Source organism: Agrococcus jenensis, assembly GCF_003752465.1.
Classification (GTDB): Bacteria; Actinomycetota; Actinomycetes; order Actinomycetales; family Microbacteriaceae; genus Agrococcus; species Agrococcus jenensis.
In genome coordinates this window covers 672,928-690,530 of record NZ_RKHJ01000001.1, presented here as the reverse complement: position 1 = coordinate 690,530, position 17,603 = coordinate 672,928, and the positions used below count along the sequence as shown (strand labels likewise).

21 protein-coding genes are annotated in these 17,603 nt (G+C 72.4%); 9 read left to right on the top strand and 12 right to left on the bottom strand.

The genetic code is table 11. The features are described from left to right. Positions 1-15 precede the first annotated feature (15 nt). Positions 16-597 (bottom strand): dihydrofolate reductase family protein, encoded by a 582-nt coding sequence (locus EDD26_RS03365; protein ID WP_123696409.1) that lies wholly within the window; start codon positions 595-597, stop codon positions 16-18. Positions 598-710: 113 nt separating this feature from the next. Here EDD26_RS03365 and EDD26_RS03360 point away from each other — a divergent pair, with 113 nt between their 5' ends. Then, a complete protein-coding gene (locus tag EDD26_RS03360; protein WP_123696408.1) occupies positions 711-1,151 on the top strand; it encodes a nitroreductase family deazaflavin-dependent oxidoreductase in 441 nt (146 codons plus the stop codon). A 46-nt stretch (positions 1,152-1,197) separates the two neighbouring features. Here EDD26_RS03360 and EDD26_RS03355 read toward each other — a convergent pair whose 3' ends face one another. The 9 genes from EDD26_RS03355 to EDD26_RS03315 form a co-directional block, all read right to left on the bottom strand. After that, a complete protein-coding gene (locus EDD26_RS03355; RefSeq protein ID WP_123696407.1) occupies positions 1,198-1,824 on the bottom strand; it encodes an SDR family NAD(P)-dependent oxidoreductase in 627 nt (208 codons plus the stop codon). A gap of 44 nt (positions 1,825-1,868) precedes the next feature. Next, complete coding sequence (locus EDD26_RS03350; RefSeq protein ID WP_123696406.1) at positions 1,869-2,198, bottom strand: hypothetical protein; 330 nt, start codon at positions 2,196-2,198, stop codon at positions 1,869-1,871. Between the two features lie 36 nt (positions 2,199-2,234). After that, entirely contained in the window at positions 2,235-2,768 is a 534-nt protein-coding gene (locus tag EDD26_RS03345; RefSeq protein WP_245989730.1) for a nitroreductase family deazaflavin-dependent oxidoreductase, read from the bottom strand. Positions 2,769-2,770: 2 nt separating this feature from the next. Beyond that, on the bottom strand, positions 2,771-2,965 hold the full coding sequence (locus tag EDD26_RS03340) for a hypothetical protein (protein WP_123696405.1): 195 nt from the start codon (positions 2,963-2,965) through the stop codon (positions 2,771-2,773). Positions 2,966-3,032: 67 nt separating this feature from the next. Continuing rightward, positions 3,033-3,668 (bottom strand): NAD(P)-dependent oxidoreductase, encoded by a 636-nt coding sequence (locus tag EDD26_RS03335; RefSeq protein WP_123696404.1) that lies wholly within the window; start codon positions 3,666-3,668, stop codon positions 3,033-3,035. A 139-nt stretch (positions 3,669-3,807) separates the two neighbouring features. Then, the gene (locus tag EDD26_RS03330) at positions 3,808-5,187 is read right to left on the bottom strand and encodes a DUF6421 family protein (RefSeq protein WP_123696403.1); all 1,380 of its coding nucleotides are present in this window, start codon (positions 5,185-5,187) and stop codon (positions 3,808-3,810) included. Between the two features lie 206 nt (positions 5,188-5,393). Beyond that, positions 5,394-5,744, bottom strand: a complete 351-nt coding sequence (locus EDD26_RS03325) for a hypothetical protein (RefSeq protein ID WP_123696402.1) — start codon at positions 5,742-5,744, stop codon at positions 5,394-5,396. Next, complete coding sequence (locus tag EDD26_RS03320) at positions 5,741-6,139, bottom strand: hypothetical protein (protein ID WP_123696401.1); 399 nt, start codon at positions 6,137-6,139, stop codon at positions 5,741-5,743. The genes EDD26_RS03325 and EDD26_RS03320 overlap by 4 nt, the downstream gene beginning before the upstream one ends. Continuing rightward, positions 6,139-6,951, bottom strand: a complete 813-nt coding sequence (locus EDD26_RS03315; RefSeq protein ID WP_123696400.1) for an exodeoxyribonuclease III — start codon at positions 6,949-6,951, stop codon at positions 6,139-6,141. The genes EDD26_RS03320 and EDD26_RS03315 overlap by 1 nt, the downstream gene beginning before the upstream one ends. Before the next feature lie 111 nt (positions 6,952-7,062). On the opposite strand from EDD26_RS03315, the gene EDD26_RS03310 reads away from it, so the two are divergent. The 3 genes from EDD26_RS03310 (at position 7,063) to EDD26_RS03300 (ending at position 9,383) form a co-directional block, all read left to right on the top strand. After that, entirely contained in the window at positions 7,063-7,677 is a 615-nt protein-coding gene (locus EDD26_RS03310) for a DinB family protein (RefSeq protein WP_123696399.1), read from the top strand. A 92-nt stretch (positions 7,678-7,769) separates the two neighbouring features. Next, positions 7,770-8,321, top strand: coding sequence for an orotate phosphoribosyltransferase (gene pyrE, locus EDD26_RS03305; protein ID WP_123696398.1), 552 nt, complete (start codon positions 7,770-7,772; stop codon positions 8,319-8,321). A gap of 135 nt (positions 8,322-8,456) precedes the next feature. Further along, the gene (locus EDD26_RS03300; protein WP_123696397.1) at positions 8,457-9,383 is read left to right on the top strand and encodes an AEC family transporter; all 927 of its coding nucleotides are present in this window, start codon (positions 8,457-8,459) and stop codon (positions 9,381-9,383) included. Here EDD26_RS03300 and EDD26_RS03295 read toward each other — a convergent pair. Next, on the bottom strand, positions 9,380-9,745 hold the full coding sequence (locus EDD26_RS03295; RefSeq protein WP_123696396.1) for a hypothetical protein: 366 nt from the start codon (positions 9,743-9,745) through the stop codon (positions 9,380-9,382). The genes EDD26_RS03300 and EDD26_RS03295 overlap by 4 nt on opposite strands. Before the next feature lie 59 nt (positions 9,746-9,804). On the opposite strand from EDD26_RS03295, the gene EDD26_RS03290 reads away from it, so the two are divergent. Continuing rightward, positions 9,805-10,401, top strand: coding sequence for a hypothetical protein (locus EDD26_RS03290; protein WP_123696395.1), 597 nt, complete (start codon positions 9,805-9,807; stop codon positions 10,399-10,401). A gap of 83 nt (positions 10,402-10,484) precedes the next feature. Here EDD26_RS03290 and EDD26_RS03285 read toward each other — a convergent pair whose 3' ends face one another. Next, positions 10,485-11,303, bottom strand: coding sequence for an HAD-IIA family hydrolase (locus tag EDD26_RS03285; protein ID WP_123696394.1), 819 nt, complete (start codon positions 11,301-11,303; stop codon positions 10,485-10,487). Between the two features lie 250 nt (positions 11,304-11,553). Between EDD26_RS03285 and EDD26_RS03280 the strand changes: the two genes are divergently transcribed. From EDD26_RS03280 to EDD26_RS03265, 4 genes are all read left to right on the top strand, one after another. Continuing rightward, the gene (locus tag EDD26_RS03280; RefSeq protein ID WP_123696393.1) at positions 11,554-14,331 is read left to right on the top strand and encodes a hypothetical protein; all 2,778 of its coding nucleotides are present in this window, start codon (positions 11,554-11,556) and stop codon (positions 14,329-14,331) included. Positions 14,332-14,401: 70 nt separating this feature from the next. Next, a complete protein-coding gene (locus tag EDD26_RS03275) occupies positions 14,402-15,856 on the top strand; it encodes a SpaH/EbpB family LPXTG-anchored major pilin (RefSeq protein WP_123696392.1) in 1,455 nt (484 codons plus the stop codon). Between the two features lie 79 nt (positions 15,857-15,935). Continuing rightward, positions 15,936-16,877: a class C sortase gene (locus EDD26_RS03270; RefSeq protein ID WP_148058681.1), complete on the top strand. Its 942-nt coding sequence runs from the start codon at positions 15,936-15,938 to the stop codon at positions 16,875-16,877. Between the two features lie 19 nt (positions 16,878-16,896). Then, a complete protein-coding gene (locus EDD26_RS03265; RefSeq protein ID WP_425453393.1) occupies positions 16,897-17,574 on the top strand; it encodes a TrmH family RNA methyltransferase in 678 nt (225 codons plus the stop codon). The last annotated feature ends 29 nt before the right edge of the window (positions 17,575-17,603 follow it).

The window sequence follows — 17,603 nt, the reverse complement described above, 5'->3', positions numbered from 1 at the left end:
TGAGAATCCTGCGGGTCAGGGGGAGAGGACGCGGTAGCGGACGTGCGTGGCGCGTGGGGTGCTGATGACCTCGGCGATCTCGAGCCGGATGGGGGCGGGCAGCACGTCGAACAGGCGGCGGCCCGCGCCGAGCAGCAGCGGCACGTGATGGATCTGGATCTCGTCGATCGCGCCCGCCTCGAGCGCGGCCGGCACCCACGCGGCGCCGATCATGTGCACGCGTCGCTGGCCCGCGGCAGCCTTCGCCTGGCGGATCGCGTCGACCGGGTCGGCGACGTAGTGCACGAGCGGGAACGCTGCCGCGTCGGCGCTCGGCTGGTGCCGGCTGACGACGAAGATCGGCACGCCCATCCCGTGGTGGTCGCCGCCCCAGTGCCCGGCCTGCTCGGCGGTGCGCCTGCCGGACAGCACCGCGCCGGCGTCGCGGACGGCGTCCATGAGCTCGCGGTCGCGGCCGTCGGCGCTGCCGGGGTCGTCAGGGTCGCCGATCCAGTCGTGGAGCGAGAAGCCGGCGCCGCCGGGCAGCTGAGGGCTGTCGTCGGGTCCGGCGATGAAGCCGTCGAGCGACATCGACATGTCGAGCACTGCGATGGCCATGGGTCCTCCCGGGGTGCGCCGCTGCATGGACCGTACGTCGGCGCGCCCGCTCGGGCAACGCTCGGCTTCGGTCTCGCGGCCGGGCTACGCTCGCGAGGGACGAAGGAGCACGCATGCCATTGACGGGCGAGTACGCACCCAGCACCTCCGAGTGGGCGCGCAAGCAGGCGGAGGCGTTCGAGGCATCCGCCGGCGCCGAGGCCAACACCCTGCGGGGCAAGCCGATCATCCTGCTGACGAGCGTCGGCGCGAGGTCGGGCAAGCTGCGCAAGACCGCGCTCATGCGCGTCGAGCACGAGGGCGAGTACGTCGTCGTCGCCTCGAAGGGCGGCGCCCCGGAGCACCCCGTCTGGTACTACAACCTGCAGCAGCACCCGCTCGTCGAGCTGCAGGACCTCGCCGAGCGCCACGACTACGTGGCGCGCGAGCTCGAGCCGGGCGCCGAGCGCGACGCCTGGTGGGAGCGCGCGGTCGCGGCATGGCCCGACTACGCGAGCTACCAGGAGAAGACCGACCGCCTCATCCCGCTCTTCCTGCTCACCCGCACCGACTGACCTCTCAACGGAGTGGCTGGTCGCAGGAGGGGATACTGCCCTCGCGCTACCGGCTGCTCCGTTGAGAGAACTCTGCGGTGAGCTCGGCGGCGAGGGCGGTGACGTCGGTGTGGCCGGCGAAGTCGCGGTCGGGCTGCGCCGCGCGGTCGGCGTCGGAGACGAGCGCCTTCACCCGCTTCACGACCGTGCGGGCCGGGGTGGCGCGCAGCTGGTGGGCGACGGCGGCGAGCCACGCCTCGGCGGCCGCCTTGAGCGCCACGTAGTTCGCGTTGCCGGCGGTCGGCCGCTCGACGCCGGTCGTCGAGACGATCGCGATGACGCCCGCCTCCGATCGCCCGATCGCGTCGGCGAAGGTGCGGGTGGTGTTGCGCAGCGTGCGCACGACGCGCGCCTCGAGCCACGCCCAGTCCTCGTCGGACTGACCCGCGAGGCCGCCGCCACCACGCCAGCCGCCGACCAGGTGCAGCAGGCCGTCGAGCTCGCCGACCTCCTCGCCGAGCTGCCCGACCGCATCCGGGTCGGTGAGGTCGCACTCGAATCGCTCGCTCGCATCGACCATGCCCAAGCGGTCGGCGTTCGAGCCGACCGCGATGACGTGGTGACCGGACTCGAGCAGGGCGGATGCCGTGGCGTGCCCGAGCGCGCTCGTGGCGCCGGCGATGAGGATGCGCATGGCTCCAGTGTGCCGTGCGCGCCCGCCCTCGTGGATCCGCGTGGTCAGCCGGCGGCGACGACGAGCCCAGCGGTGATGGAGACCGCGATGACGCTCGCGCCGATGAGGCTCACGCGCAGCGTGCGGCGGCGCTGCACCGCGAGGACGACGACGGCGATGGCCGCGGCGATCCAGAGGGCGAGCGGCAGCTGCCACGTGAGCAGCATCGCCCACGTGCGGGCGGCGCCACCCTCGGGGTTCGCCGCGAACAGCAGCACGCCCATGACGATGGTGGCGGCGTAGCCGAGCACCGCGATCGCGACGAGCACGGCGGCGCTGCTGAGCACGTCGGCGGTGCGGCGCCTCGGGTCGACCGGCGGGATGAGCGATGCCATGGCGTCAGCGTAGGGGCGAGCCGCGCCGATCGCGCGTCATCCGCGGAGACGGCCCCAGAGCCGGCCGTCGAACGGCGATGGGACGGCACCCGTCGTCAGCCGGAAGAGCCGCACCGTGCGGCCGGAGTCGCGCTCGTACTGGCGGTAGCCGGGCCACTGCCGCTCGATGCGCGCCCAGGTCGCCTCGCGCTCGGCATCGCGCACGAGCTCGGCGTGCACGCGGAACCGCCGGCCCCGGACGACGACCTCTGCGTCGGGATGCGCGGCCAGGTTCGCCGTCCATGCCGGATGCGCCGCGCGCGCGAAGCTCGTGCCTGCGACGATGGCGCCGCCGCGGCCGTCCGGGGTGTACATCAGCTCGGAGCTGCGGGGCTGCCCGGACCGCGCGCCGGTCGTTTGGAGCACGAGGGACGGCACGAGGATGCCCGACACCACGAGCCGTCCGCCGGTGGCGCGGCGCAGCAGCCGCTCGGCGACCGGCAGCGCTCGCGGTCCGACGCGGCGGAACCATCGCGTGCGCGACACCGGCGCCGCGATGCGCCGCAGCGCTCGCAGCACCGGGTTCGCCACGCTCAGTCGTGGTGCTTCGCCGCGCCCGCGCGCGCCTCGCGCACGAGGTCGCGCACCTCCACCTCGCCGGGTGTCCCGCCGCCGGCGTCGAGCTGCTCGAGCACCGCGGCGACCGCGTCGTCCTCGCTGCCCTCCAGCGGCACGCGCAGGCCGCGCTTCAGGAGCTCACCGTAATCAGGGATCCACTCGACGTCCATGCCAGCACTGTCGCAGACGCGCGGCGCTCGCGACAGGGGCGGATGCCGCTGCCGCGAGCGAGCCCGCTCAGTACGCGAACGAGATGTGCTCGCGCACGTGCGCGCCGGCCTCGATCTCGTCGACGATCGCGAGCCCGAAGTCGGGACCCGAGATGACCGACTGCCCGTCCGCGTCGTAGAAGGCCGCGTCGCCGCCGGTGCGGTACTCGCCGCGCCGCGTCTGGTCGGGCACGTACCCGCCGAAGGTGCCGGCCGGGCTCACGTAGGTCCAGTCGACGTCGGTCGCGCTCACGCGCTCGAAGGCGGAGAAGAGCTCGAGCGACTCGGGCTTGTACTCCGGCGCGAACGCTGCGGTCTCGACGATGCGGTCGCCCGCCTCGTCCTTCAGCGAGCCGAAGCCGCCGACGATGATGAAGCGCGTGCCGGGCGCGAGCCGGGCGGCGACGTCGGCGTAGGCATCCGCGACCTTGCCCTCCATGTCGCCGCGGGGCGACAGCGCGCCCACCACGACGTCGGCGCCGTCGATCGCCTGGGCGAGCACGTCGGCGTCGAGCACCGAGCCCTGGATGACGCGAGCGCCGGCGGGCGCGTCCTGCGGCGCGGACCGCGAGACGAGCGTGAGCTCGTGGCCGCGGCTCGCGGCCTCCGCTGCGATGTGGCCGCCGGCGAACCCGGTGGCGCCCAGCACGGTGATCTTGGTCATGGTGAACCCTTCCTCGAAGCCTTCGACGCTCAGCGAGCAGTCCTCGAGGCGAACCTCCGAGCGGCGTACGGCATTCCGCATCCGCATGCAGCGAGGAGGCTCCCTGCCGGGAGCCTCCTCGCTGGTGAGTGGACGAGCGCTAGGCCGTGATGCCCTTCGTCGAGGCGATGACGTCGCGCATCTTCTTCTCGAAGGCCTCGTAGAACATCGACAGCGGGAACTCGTCGTCCATCACGAGGTCGGTCAGCTGTCGCGGCGCCCCCTCGAGCGGCAGCGCGCCGGCCTTCCACGCGGATGCGGGGTGCGGCTCGACGACGGAGGAGACGAGCTCATAGGCGGCGAGCCAGTGCGCGATCTTCGGCCGGTCGATCGACTTCCAGTACAGCAGCTCGATCGCCTCGCCGAGCTTGTTCACGACGTCGGGCACCTCGTCCCAGTCGAACGCGAGCTGCGTGTCGGTCCAGTGCAGCACGCGGTGCTGGTGCAGCCACGCGAAGAGCAGCTGGCCGCCGAGGCCGTCGTAGTTGCGCGTGCGGGTGCCGGTGATCGCGAAGCGGAAGATGCGGTCGAAGATCACCGCGTACTGCACGAGCTTGGCGTGCTTCGCCAGGTCGCGGTCGGCCTCCGTCGCAGCCCCCTCGCCGGTGACCGGCATCGCCGCGATGCGCCGCTCGATGGCGACCGACTCGCGGAACGCGGTGAGGTCGCAGCGCAGCTCCTCGAGCGAGTAGAGGAAGAAGGGCATGCGCTGCTTGATCATGAACGGGTCGAACGGCAGGTCGCCCCGCATGTGGGTGCGGTCGTGGATGAGGTCCCACATCACGAAGGTCTGCTCGGCGAGCGACTGGTCGGCGAGCATCTCCGCGGCGTCGGCGGGCAGCTTGAGCTTCGTCACCGCGCACGCGGCCTCGACGACGCGACGGAAGCGCGCGGCCTCGCGGTCCTGGAAGATCGCGCCCCACGTGAACGTCGGGATCTCGCGCATCGCGACGGTCTCGGGGAAGAGCACGGCGGAGTTCGTGTCGTAGCCGGCGGTGAAGTCGATGAAGCGCAGCGGCACGAAGAGCGCGTTCGAGTAGTCGCCCGCCTCGAGGTCGGCGATGAAGTCGGGCCAGATGACCTCGACGAGCACGGCCTCCACGAGCCGGTCGCTCGAGCCGTTCTGCGTGACCATCGGGAAGACCACGAGGTGCTGCAGGCCGTCGACGCGGTGCTGCTGCGGCTGGAACTCCACGAGCGCGTCGAAGAAGTCGGGCACGCCGAAGCCCTCGGCGGCCCAGCGCTCGAAGTCGACCGCTGCCTGCGCGAGGTAGGCGGCGTCGTGCGGGAACTCCGGCGTGATCTCGCGGATGCCCTCCACGAGGTCGGTGACGTGGCCGCGGGCGGCGTCGTGGTCGGCGGCGTCCTCGATGGCGCCGCTCTTCGACTGCATCGGCTGCAGCGCCGTCGCGGCGGCCTTGATGCGGAGCCAGGCGGGGTGCTGGCGGAGGTCGGCGGCGGTGGCCTGGGTCATCGTCATGGGAGCCTCCATGGTTCGGTCGGGGATCGGGGCGGATAGAGCCGTGCGCGATGTGAGCGGTGCACGATCCGTGCGTGAATCCAGCGTATGGAGTCCGTCGCGCACGTTTGTTGCACCCGGCCCCGGCTTTCCTGCCACTTCCCGGCGTCGCGCGCGGTCCGGCTGTCGGCCGCAACGGACGTGCGCGCGTGCCCCGGATGCGCCCGTCAGGCGAGCGTCGACGCGACGAGGAAGCCCGTCCAGCTCGCGATCGCCGCGAGCACCGGCGGCACGATCGCCCAGCGCTGCCGCGTCGCGGCCGCTGCGGCGCCGATCCCGTTGCCCACGATCGTCGCGCCGAGCAGCGTGATCCAGAAGGTCAGCCGCGCGGGGCCGACGTCGGTGCCCGACGCCTCGGCCGCCTGCACGAGACCGCCGTCGCCGAGCGGCGCGAGCAGCAGCAGCCCGAGGAGGTTCGCGAAGATGAGGACCCACGCAGCGAGCCGCAGGCGTTCGGCGGGGGTCCGCACGCGCCGCGGCTCGAGCTCCTCCCAGTCGGCTCCCTCGTCGAAGGTCATGCTCGCGACACGTCCATCGCGACGAAGAGCACGATCCAGCAGGCGACCGCGGCGAGCGCGGCCCAGCCGAGCCCCCAGCTGCGGCGCTGCCAGATGGCGAGGCCGTTGAGCACGACCGTGGCGATGCCGAGCGCGAGCCAGTAACCGGCGACGACGCCGCCGGGTGCCTCGGTGCCGGCGTTGTCCTGGGAGACCTGCGACTGCAGCTCGACCGCGGCCGCGCCGAGCGCACCCAGGATCGCGAGCGCCAGCAGGTTGAGCGATACCCCCGTCAGGGTCGCGATCTCGAGCACGCGCGCGGTGCGCGAAGGCGCGGGGACGCCGACCGGCGCGTCGACCGGCCCGTCGACCGCCGCGTCCTGCGACGGCGCGGGACCCCCCGACGCATCCGTCATCAGAAGATCATCGGGCGGTCGTCGTCGAGCTCGGTCTCGAGGTCGAGGTCGACGACCACCGGCACGTGGTCGGAGGGCGCGTCGCCCTGCCGCTGATCGCGGTCGATCGAGGCGTGCGTGACGAGCTCGGCGAGCTCGGGGGTGCCGAGCACGAAGTCGATGCGCATCCCCTCGTTCTTGTTCCAGCGCCCCGCCTTGTAGTCCCAGTAGGTATAGCCGGGGGCGCGGTCGCGCACGACGTCGACGAGCCCCGCCTGCAGCAGCGCGTCGAACGCGGCCCGCTCGGGCTTCGACACGTGCGTCGAGCCGTCGAACGCGCCGATGTCCCACACGTCGGTGTCGAGCGGCGCGATGTTGAAGTCGCCCATGAGGGCGAGCGGGCGTCCGCCCCACGTGTCGAGGTGGTCGGCGAGCACGCGCAGCCACTCGAGCTTGTAGCCGTAGTGCGCGTGCGCCAGGTCGCGGCCGTTCGGCACGTAGAGGCTCCACAGCCGCACGCCCTCGACGGTCGCGGCCATGGCGCGCGCCTCGACCACCGGGTCGCCGGTGTTCGCGTAGCCCGGCTGCCCCTGGAAGTCGCGCTCGACCTCCGTCATCGGCAGCCGCGACGCGATCGCCACGCCGTTCCACTGGCTGAAGCCGTGCGCCTGCACCTCATACCCGGCGGCCTCGAACGCGGCGTAGGGGAACTGCTCCGTCTTGCACTTGATCTCCTGCATGGCCAGCACATCGACGTCGCTGCGCTCGAGCCAGTCGACGATGCGAGCGGTGCGGGCGCGCACGGAGTTCACGTTCCAGGTGGCGATGCGCATGCATCGAGCCTACGGGCGGGACCCTTCCGCGGGCGCTCCGACGCGCATCCGTGGGGCCTCGCCTGCGCTCGGCGCCGCGGCTCGGCGCGTGCGACGGTGCACTATGGATGGATGGGCACCGCTCGCGAACGCTACCTCCAGGCTCTCGACCTGTTCTCGGCCGAGGCGCGAGCCGGCGCCGACCGGTTGGGCCTGCCCTCGGCATGCACCGACTGGTCGATCGCCGACGTGATCCGCCATGTCACGGGTGTGCAGGCGGAGTACGGCGCCGGCGCGCTGCTCGGCCGCGCCGAGGGGGAGGGCGACCTCACGGCCGACCACGGCACCGTCATGGCGCACGGCTCCGACTTCGAGGCCGTCGAGGCGTGGGAGGTGCTCGCCGCCCGGCTGCGCTCAGCCGCGCACGACGCCGACGAGGATGCGTTCCGCGCACTGCCGCTCGCGACGCTCGACATGGCGCTCCACGCGTGGGACATCCGCTGGGGCTCCGCCCGCGTCGGGCTCGCCGGCAACCTTGACTTCCCGGCCGAGCTGCTCGAGTGGATGGAGGACTACCGCGAGCGCGCGAACGAGGCCTCGATCCGCAAGCCCACCATCTTCGGCGCGGCGATGGAGCCGCCCGCCGACGCGTCGCCGTCGGAGCGCTTCGCCGCCTGGACCGGCCGCGAGACGCGCACCGGCCGCGAGCCGCGCGGCGACAGCCTGCCCGGCCCCAGCGACGGCTGACCGGCGCTGTCTGCTCAACGTCGCGGGTGGTCGGACGAGGCGCTGAGCGGCACGAGCGACCACCGACGACGTTGAGAAGTAGCCTTGGGGGCGTGACCGCGCGCGACCAGCTCATCCAGCTCATCCGGGACGAAGCCGTCTTCCACGGCGACTTCGTGCTCACCAGCGGCAAGCGCGCCAGCTACTACATCGATCTGCGCAAGCTCTCGCTCGACCACCGCGCCGCGCCGCTCATCGGCGACGTGCTGCTCGACCTCATCGCCGACATCCCCGACGTCTCGGCCGTCGGCGGGCTGACGATGGGCGCCGACCCGCTCGCGAACGCGGTGCTGCACCGCGGCCTCGCGCGCGGCCTCGAGGTGGATGCGTTCGTCGTGCGCAAGGAGCCGAAGGACCACGGACGCGGGCGCCAGATCGAGGGACCGGAGCTCGAGGGCAAGCGCGTCGTCGTGGTCGAGGACACCTCGACCACCGGCGGCAGCCCGCTCAAGGCGATCGAGGCGCTCCGCAAGGTCGGCGCGGAGGTCGTCGCCGTCGCCGTCATCGTCGACCGCGCCACGGGCGCGCAGGCCGTGATCGAGGCCGCCGGCGTCGAGTACCGCGCGGCGATCCGCCTCGACGACCTGGGCCTCGAGGCCCAGTAGCCCTCCTCTGCCGGTCGAGCCGGACAGCCGCCCCCGGCGGCTGCCCGAGTCGAGACCACACCCCGCATGGCACGCCCGACGCCGCGGTGATGTCAGACTTGTCCCGACCAGCGGACGAGCGAGCGCGGAGGTGACATGGGCGGCGTGCTCATCGGCTTCGCCGTCATCGGGTTCGTCATCTTCGTCGGCTGGCTCCTCGCGCGGCTGAACGTCGTGAACCAGGAGGGCCGCCTGGTCCTCAACAAGACCTCGTTCTTCGCCGCGAGCCCCGCACTGCTCTTCATCGTGCTGAGCGAGGCCGACGTGGGCCTCCTCTTCTCGAGCGTGCTCGCCGTCGCGCTCATCGGCTTCATCGCCGTCGCCGTCATCTACATCGTGGTCGCGCGGATCTGGTTCACGCGCGACCCCAGCCGCATCGCGCTCGGCGCCACCGCATCCGGCTACAGCAACGTCAACAACATCGGCCTGCCGGTCGCGATCTACGTGATCGGCGATCCCGGCTTCATCGGGCCGATGCTGCTGCTGCAGCTGCTCGTGCTCGCGCCGCTGCTGCTCACGACCCTCGACGTGCTCACCGCCGGCCGCGCATCCTTCATGGGCATCATCACGCAGCCGCTGCGCAACCCGATGCTCATCGCCGCGGCGCTCGGTGCGCTCGTGTCGGCGCTCGGCATCCAGCTGCCCGACCCGGTGCTCGCGCCGCTCGAGATCCTCGGCGGTGCCGCGGTGCCGCTCATGCTGCTCGCCTTCGGCATCTCGCTCGGCGGGGAGCGCCCGCTGCAGCCGGGCTCCGGCCGCAAGGAGGTGGCGCTCGCGGTGGTGCTGAAGTCGCTCGCGATGCCGGTGATCGCCTACCTGCTCGCGCGGTTCGCGTTCGGGCTCGACGAGCAGCTCGTCTACGCGTGCACCGTGATGGCGGCGCTGCCGTCGGCGCAGAACATGTACCAGTACGCGCTGCGCTACGACCGCGCGACCGCGGTCACGCGCGACATCGTGCTCCTGACGACGATCGCCTCGCTGCCCGTGATGCTCGTCGTCGCCTGGCTGCTGAAGCCGGCCTAGCCCGGCCACTCCGTCAGCGGCGGCGCAGGCTGCAACCGCCCGCCGTCCGGCACCGGCAGCTCCCAGAAGCGCGCGTCGCCCCCGACCGCGCCGAGGTCGTCGCGCTTGACGCGCACCCGCTCGGGCGTGATCTCGGTGACGCGCACGCGCACCTCGCCGCCGTCGACCGTGAGCAGGAACGCGTCCATGAGCCACGCGAGGCTGTGCTCGTCGAGCAGCGCCTCGGCGTCGGACCAGTCGTCCGCCTCGGCGAGCGGGCGGCCGAGCAGGTCCATCGGCTGGAAGCCGTCGCCGGCCTCGCGCAGGTAGCCGACCACCTCGCCGTCGGCGCGGCGGTGCGGCATCCAGGATGCGGGGATCATGCCTTCGACCCTAGGGCGGCCGGGCTCGGTCGACCAGCGCGCGGGCGTAGCGTTGCAGCGTGCGCTGGTCCGACCGCCTCTTCCGGAGGCCGCCCCTCATCGTCGCCGGGCAGCCGGCCACGGGGTGGCTCGGGCTGCTGACGTCGTGGGGCACGGCCGGCTACGGCGCAGCATCCGCCTCGAGCGCGACGGGGATGCTGCTGTCGGCCGAGGAGGCGTGCGGCTCGCTCTCGACCGCCGTCTGCCAGGTCGCGGGCTGGGGCGGGCTGCTCATGGGCGTCGTGCTGCTCGCGGTCGCCGCCGTGCTCGGCCTGGTGGTCGCGCGCGGCTTCGGCCCGCCGATCACCTGGTGGGTGCTGCCGATCATGCTGGGCGCGCTCGCCTTCGCGCCGTTCCGGGCGGCTGCGGGCGCGTCGGTGCCGTGGCTGTGGCTGCTGCTCGCGGTCGCGTCGGCGATGCTCGCGCTCGCCGTCGCGGGAGCCGCGGTCCGGCGCGGCAAGGCCGCGCTCTACGGCTGGATCCGGATCGACGGGCTCGACGCGCGCGAGGTCGCCCACCGCCCGATCGACCGCGTGCTCGCGCCCGCCGCGCTCGCCGCAGCCGTGATCGCCGGCCTCTTCGGCGCCCACGTCATCCGCCTGCTCTCCGAGTCCTGACCTCTCAACGGAGCAGCTGGCAGCGCGAGGGCACTATCCCCTCGCGCTGCCAGTCGCTCCGTTGAGAATCCTGCGAGAGGGGGTCAGACGTCGGTGTGGGGCTCGTCGAGCTCGGACTCGGGGGGCACCGGGTCGACGAGCTCGTAGACGCCCTGCAGCGTCTCGTCGGGCCGGAACGGGTAGGTGGCGACGAGCGAGGGGTCGGAGATGCCGGTCATGACGAGCACCGTGTGCAGGCCCGCCTCCATGCCGGCGATGATGTCGGTGTCCATGCGGTCGCCGATCATGCCGGTGACCTCGGAGTGCGCGCCGATCTTGTTGAGCGCGGAGCGGAACATCATCGGGTTGGGCTTGCCGACGATGTAGGGCACGCGGCCCGTCGCCTTCGTGATGAGGGCGTTGATGGCGCCGGTCGCCGGCAGGATGCCGTTCGCGCTCGGGCCCGTCGCGTCGGGGTTCGTCGAGATGAAGCGCGCGCCGGCTGCGATGAGCCGGATCGCCTTCGTGATGGCCTCGAACGAGTACGAGCGGGTCTCGCCGATGACGACGAAGTCGGGGTCGGACTCCGTCATCGTGAAGCCGATCTCGTGCAGGGCGGTGATGAGCCCGGCCTCGCCGATCACGAACGCCGAGCCGCCGGGCATCTGGTCGTGCAGGAAGTCGGCGGTCGCGAGGGCGCTCGTCCAGATGCGCTCCTCGGGCACGGTGAGGCCGGATGCGCGCAGGCGCGCGGCGAGGTCGCGGGGCGTGAAGATCGAGTTGTTCGTGAGCACGAGGAACTCGGTGCCGGCGTCCTGCCACTGCTGGAGCAGCTCCTTGGCGCCGGGGAGGGGCCGCTCCTCATGGACGAGCACGCCGTCCATGTCGGTCAGCCAGCATTCGATGTCAGCACGGGTGCGCATGGGCTCAGGCTACGCGCCCCGAGGGCCGCCCTCTGTGACGCCCTCGTGAACACCTGACTTCGTTCGAATTCGAACCAACCTTGCTGAACGCTGAGGTTGCTCAGCCGTGAACTGAGGATTCCTTTAGCGCTCCGGGCAAGTTTGCTGAGACTCGCTCAATACCGTTCTGGAAGAACCACCGCCCGGTGCGCGAACGCCTGCCCACCACTCCTGCGCGGTCCTGTTCCCCCTCTCGAAGGCAGTCATCTCCATGCGCATCCGCACGTCCACGCCACGACGCTCCACGCGAGCCGTCGTCGCTGCGGTCGTGCTGTCGGTCATGAGCGGACTGCTGCTGCCCTTCGCGACGGTGGCTGCCGCGCAGGCCGTCCCGGGCCCCGAGACGATCAGCTCCTCGTCGGTCGCATGGCGCGTGACGGATGCGTCCGGCGCGCTCGTCGGCGGCGCGACGTTCGAGCTGCAGGGCCCGCGGACCAGCACGGTCTGGGGCAACATGGAGTGGAACGTCAGCTGGAACACGGCCATCACCGTCACCGACTGCAGCGCTGCGCCGTGCGCGGGACCGGACATCGACCCCGACGCCGGCGAGCTCCAGGTCGCGAGCATCGGCTCGCACCGCGTCGAGACGGGCGCACGCTACCGCCTGCGCCAGACGGCGAGCGCGGCCGGCTACGAGTCACCGTCGACCGCCTGGTCGGAGATGGGCAGCAACGCGCAGTGGCAGTCGCGCGTCTACAGCTTCCCGGCCTTCCAGGTCGTGGCGCTGCCGGAGGTCTCGTGCGCGTCGAGCCGCCTCTACGCGACGTCCGCGAACGGCACCGTGAGCGCGATCGCCGTCACCGGCGCCCCAGCGAGCCTGTCCACGTTCGGCCAGTGGCCCGGCGTCGACGACGTCAACGCCCTCGGCGCGAGCGCCGACGGCGCGCTCTACGCCCTGCAGCGCGCGAGCGCCACCTCCGTGCAGAGCGTGCTGCGCTACAGCAGCACCAGCGGCTGGCAGTCGATCCCCGCGAGCTACAGCGCCGGCAGCTCGCTCATCGCCGGCGCCGTCAGCCCCGTGAACGGTCGCTTCTACTTCGGCGGCGGCTTCCTCGAGGGCAGCGTCTACAACTTCCGCCTGCACCAGTTCGACCCCGCGACCGGCGCCGTCTCGCGAGTTGGCATCATCACGACGAGCCTCACCGCCGAGCAGAACGCCGACATCGCGTTCGACGCCGCCGGCAACCTCGTGGTCTTCCACAGCCCGCTCAACGGCAGCACCACCGTCTCGCGCTTCGACGTCGCGGCCGCCGCGGTGAGCGCCGGCACCGGCACGACCCGGCTCGCGTCGGTGCGCTCGACGATCGCGTCGGTCGCGACCAACGTCAACGGCGTCGCCTTCGACTCCGACGGATCCGTGTACTTCGGCACCGAGACGCAGCTGCGTCGGGTGGATGCCGCGGGCGGCACGCCGACGACGATCGGCCAGCTGCCGAGCAGCGTCGACCTCGCGAGCTGCGCGGCGCCGGTGACGATCACGGTGCAGAAGGCCGTCCCGGCCCGTGTCGCCGCGACGGACCAGTTCGCGCTCTCCATCCGCCAGGGCACGAGCGGCACGGTGCTCGGCACTGCCACCACGACCGGCACCGCCACCGGCGTCCAGGGCGCCCGCATCACCGACATCACCGTCCCCACCTCCGAGACCGTCACGATCTCCGAGTCGATGGCCTCCGGCACCGCGGCGAACTACGACGCGAGCTGGGCCTGCGTGAGCGGGACGCAGGTCATCGCCTCCGGGACCGGTACGTCGGGCACCTTCATCACGCCCGCCACGGGCGGGGCGAGCGTCGTCTGCACCTTCACCAACGCGCCGCTCGTCACGAGCATCACGGTGCGCAAGGACATGCAGGACGTCAACGGCGCGAACACCGCCCCGCGCGAGCGCTGGACGGTCGGCGCGGCGGTCGCCTCCGGCGCGACGCAGATCGGCGCCGTCACGACGTCGACCCAGTTGACCGCCGCGAACGGCACCGCGAGCTGGACGATCCGCCACACCAGCGCCAGCACGGCCGCCCGGATCGCCATCAGCGAGCAGCAGCAGGCCGGCTTCGACTTCGTGCAGGCGTACTGCGACGTGACCCCGCCCGGGGGCACCCCCGCGCGCACGGCGATCACGAGCGCGGCCGGCAGCACCCTCACCATCGCGCCGGGATCGACCGTGAGCTGCGTCTTCACGAACAAGGTGCGGCCGACGACGCTGACGCTCGTCAAGCAGGTCACCTTCGGCACCGCCCAGACCAGCCTCTTCACGCTCACCGCGACGGCCCCCTCCGGCGCGCTCGCCGGACCGACCGGTGCGAGCGGCGCCGCCACCACGACGAGCGCTCGCATCACGCCGGCCGTCGCCTATCGCCTCTCGGAGTCGGGCGGTCCCGCGACCTACACGCAGGTCGGCAGCTGGACGTGCGTGAACCAGGCGGGCGCCCCGGTCGCCGTGAGCGCCGCGGGCGACATCACGGCGCCGCAGGGCGACGACGTCACCTGCACGGTCCGCAACGCCACGGCGAACCTCGTCATCCTCGAGCGCATCGAGGGCACGACCTCGCTGACGGCGAGCCAGTTCTCCCTCACCTCGACGCCGACGGCCCTCGCGGGCCTCGAGGCGACGACGGTGACGGGCTCCGAGTCGGTCGCGAGCGGGAGCACCATCCAGGTGCGCCCCGGTCACGGCTACGCGCTCACCTCGACCTCGACCGCGGCCTCCATCGGCCTCCGGTTCGAGCGCTACACCGGCACGGTGGGCGCCAACGGCTCGGTCGACCACACCAACGCCGCCCTCTGGGTGGCGGCCGATCCCGCGACCGTCTCGGTCGCCGCGGGACAGACCGGCATCTACCGGTTCGTCGCCACCGCGCCCAACCCGTTCGTGCTGCCCACCACGGGCGGCGTCGGCACGGCCCAGATCCAGCTGCTCGGCGGAGGCTTCGCGGCCCTCGCCCTCCTGACCGGCCTCGGACTCCTGCTCCAACGCAGGCGCCACGCGGCCTGACCCCCTCACCCATAGACCCGGCGCCACGCCGAACCCGATCACCGCGATCGGCATCATCAAGGAGAACGACATGAACACCACCACTCGCAGGAAGGGCAGCCGCCTCGTCGCTGGCCTCGTTGCCGCGGGCATCGGCGTGGCCGCAGCCCTCGGCGTGGCCACCCCGGCCATGGCCGCCCCGGACTCGTCGAACATCAACCCCACGGCGACCGGCTCGGTCGTCGTGCACAAGTTCCAGCAGCCGACCACGCAGGGCGCCCGCTCGACCGGCTCGGCGCTGCCGAGCGCGCAGACCTCGACGCTGACCCCCGTCTCGGGCGTCACCTTCTCGGTGCGCCGCGTCACCCACGCCACGGCCCTCGACCTCACGAAGTCGTCGACCTGGCAGACGCTGTCGGCCCTCACGCCGGCGCAGGTCACCGCCGCAGGCAGCGGCTACTCGCTCGGCACCGCGGCCACGCAGGTCACCGCGGCCGACGGCACGGCCACGTTCGGCTCGCTCCCCGTCGGCGTCTACCTCGTCGAGGAGACCGCGGTCGGCGCCCAGCCCGTCGCGCTCCGCGCTCAGCCGTTCCTCGTCTCGATCCCGCTGCCCGAGAACGGCGCCTGGGTCTACGACGTGCACGTCTACCCCAAGAACGCGCTCACGGGCATCACGCTCGCGCAGGACACCACCGCCGCGCGCGCGCTCGGTGACACCGTGAAGTACACCGTCACCACGAACGTCCCGAACAAGCAGACCGGCAACCCGATCACGTCGTACGTCATCACCGACACCCTCGACGTCACGCAGGTCACCTACGCGAGCTCGGTCGTCCGCCTCGGCACCACGGTGCTGAACGCCCCCGGCACCGCGACGCCCGACTACACGCTCACCACCGACGCCGCGACCGGCCTCGTCACGGTCACGCTCACGCCGGCCGGCATCGCGAAGGTCAACGCCGCGCCGAACGGCTCGCAGGTCATCCTCGAGGTCAACGCCACCGTCACCGCCCTCGGCGACGGCAGCATCGAGAACAACGCGACCGTGAACATCAACAGCACCACGACGGTCCAGGCCACGCAGGTCGTCTCGAGCTGGGGCGCCGCCCGCATCATCAAGTACCCGTCGACGAACGAGAACCTCCGCCTCCAGGGCGCGGTCTTCGAGGTCCGCCTCCCCGGCTCGGCGACGGCCATCCCGGTCGGCACCGGCACGCCCCGCCAGACGCAGTTCACGACCGGCGAGAACGGCGAGGTCGTCATCCCGGGCCTCATCGCGGGCAGCTACGAGCTCGTCGAGATCACCGCGCCGACCGGCTACCAGGTCAACTCGACCCCGATCGCGTTCACCGTCACGGCCGGCACCACCGCCAACGCCGTGCAGGTGAAGGTCGCCAACACGCAGGTCCCCGCGTTCGCGCTCCCCATCACGGGTGGCGACGGCCAGATGGCCTTCATGATCGGCGGCGGCTCGCTCCTCGTCGTCGCAGCTGGCGCCTTCCTGTTCGTCGCCGGCCGCCGCCGCGCCGAGCAGCAGGCCTGATCCACCACGAGGGGAGGTCGCGGCAGCAGCCGTGACCTCCCCTCGCCTCTCCATCCCGTCCCCGACCCCAGGAGCATCCATGCGTCCCTTCCGCCCCACCCGCCGCGCCGTGCGCGGGGCGGTCGCGGTCGCGGTGCTGACGATCCTGGGGGCGGGGACGATGCTCTACCCCGCGGGGGCATCCTGGTTCTCGCAGCTCGAGCAGTCGCAGCTCACGCAGGAGTACTCGGTCGAGCGCGGCACCGAGGGGGCGGCCGTCGAGCGCGAGGCGCTCGTGCACGCCCGCGCCTACAACGACACCCTCCCCGGCGGCGCGATCGGCGATCCCCAGGACCCGAGCTCGGCCGACGGCACGGGGGAGATCGCCGAGCAGTACCGCTCGCTGCTCGCGAACGACGCCAACGGCGTCATGGCGCGCATCCGCATCCCGTCGATCGGCGTCGACCTGCCCGTCTACCACGGCACCATGGAGGAGACGCTGCGGGCCGGCATCGGCCACCTGTTCGGCTCGTCGCTCCCGGTCGGCGGCGTCGGCACCCACTCGGTGCTCACGGGGCACCGGGGGCTGCCGGAGTCGGTCCTCTTCACCGACCTCGACAAGGTGGTCGTCGACGACCTCATCCAGATCGACGTCGAGGGCGAGACGCTCACCTACCGGATCATCAGCTCCGAGGTCTTCGATCCCGCCGACACCGACCCCCTGCTGCCGGTGGTGGGTCGGGACCTCGTGACCCTCGTGACCTGCACGCCGCTCGGCATCAACAGCCAGCGCATCTTCGTCACCGCCGAGCGCGTCGCGAACCCGCCCGCCGACGACCCGGCGCTCGTCATGCCGGAGATCCCGGGCAAGCCGTGGTGGACCGTCGCCCTCGCGGGCGCCTTCGCGCTCGGCGCGATCGTCGTGACGGGCACGTCTCGCCCTCGAGCGCCGCTGCAGCCGGTGCAGGGTCGCCACGGCAGGGGGCGCGCCGGGCAGCACGCCGAGCCGGCGAGCATCGCTCCCGCCTCGATCATCGTCTGACGCGCCCTAGCCTGGAGCGGTGGGGGAGCGCGAGCCGGACGGATCCGAGCGGGATGCCGCCGAGCAGGATGCCCCCGAGCAGGATGCCCCCGAGCCGCAGCTCGAGGTGGGCGTCGGCCCCTGGCAGGGAGAGCGGCCCGAGGACGACCGCTTCGACCCCGAGCTCATGGCGCTGGGCGACCGGCGCAACGTCGTGGACGGGTACCGCTACTGGCGCATGGAGGCGATCGTCGCCGACCTCGACACCCGTCGCCACCCGTTCCACGTCGCGATCGAGAACTGGCAGCACGACCTCAACATCGGGTCGATCGTGCGCACCGCCAACGCGTTCACCGCATCCGCCGTGCACATCGTCGGCAAGCGCCGCTGGAACCGGCGAGGCGCGATGGTGACCGACCGCTACCAGCGCATCGAGCACCACGAGTCCGTCGACGCGCTCGTCGCATGGGCCCGGGCCGAGGGGCTGCCGATCGTCGCGGTCGACAACACCGCAGGTTCCGTGCCGGTCGATGCCGCGCCGCTGCCGGAACGCTGCGTGCTGCTGTTCGGACAGGAGGGGCCGGGCCTGACGGATGCCGCGATCGCGGCTGCGGACGCGCACGTCGCGATCCGCCAGTTCGGCTCCACGCGATCGATCAACGCCGCCGCGGCGGCCGCGATCGTGATGCACGAGTGGGTGCGGGAGTGGGCGCGCTGACCGGTCTGACGCGCCATGCCCGTCCAGGG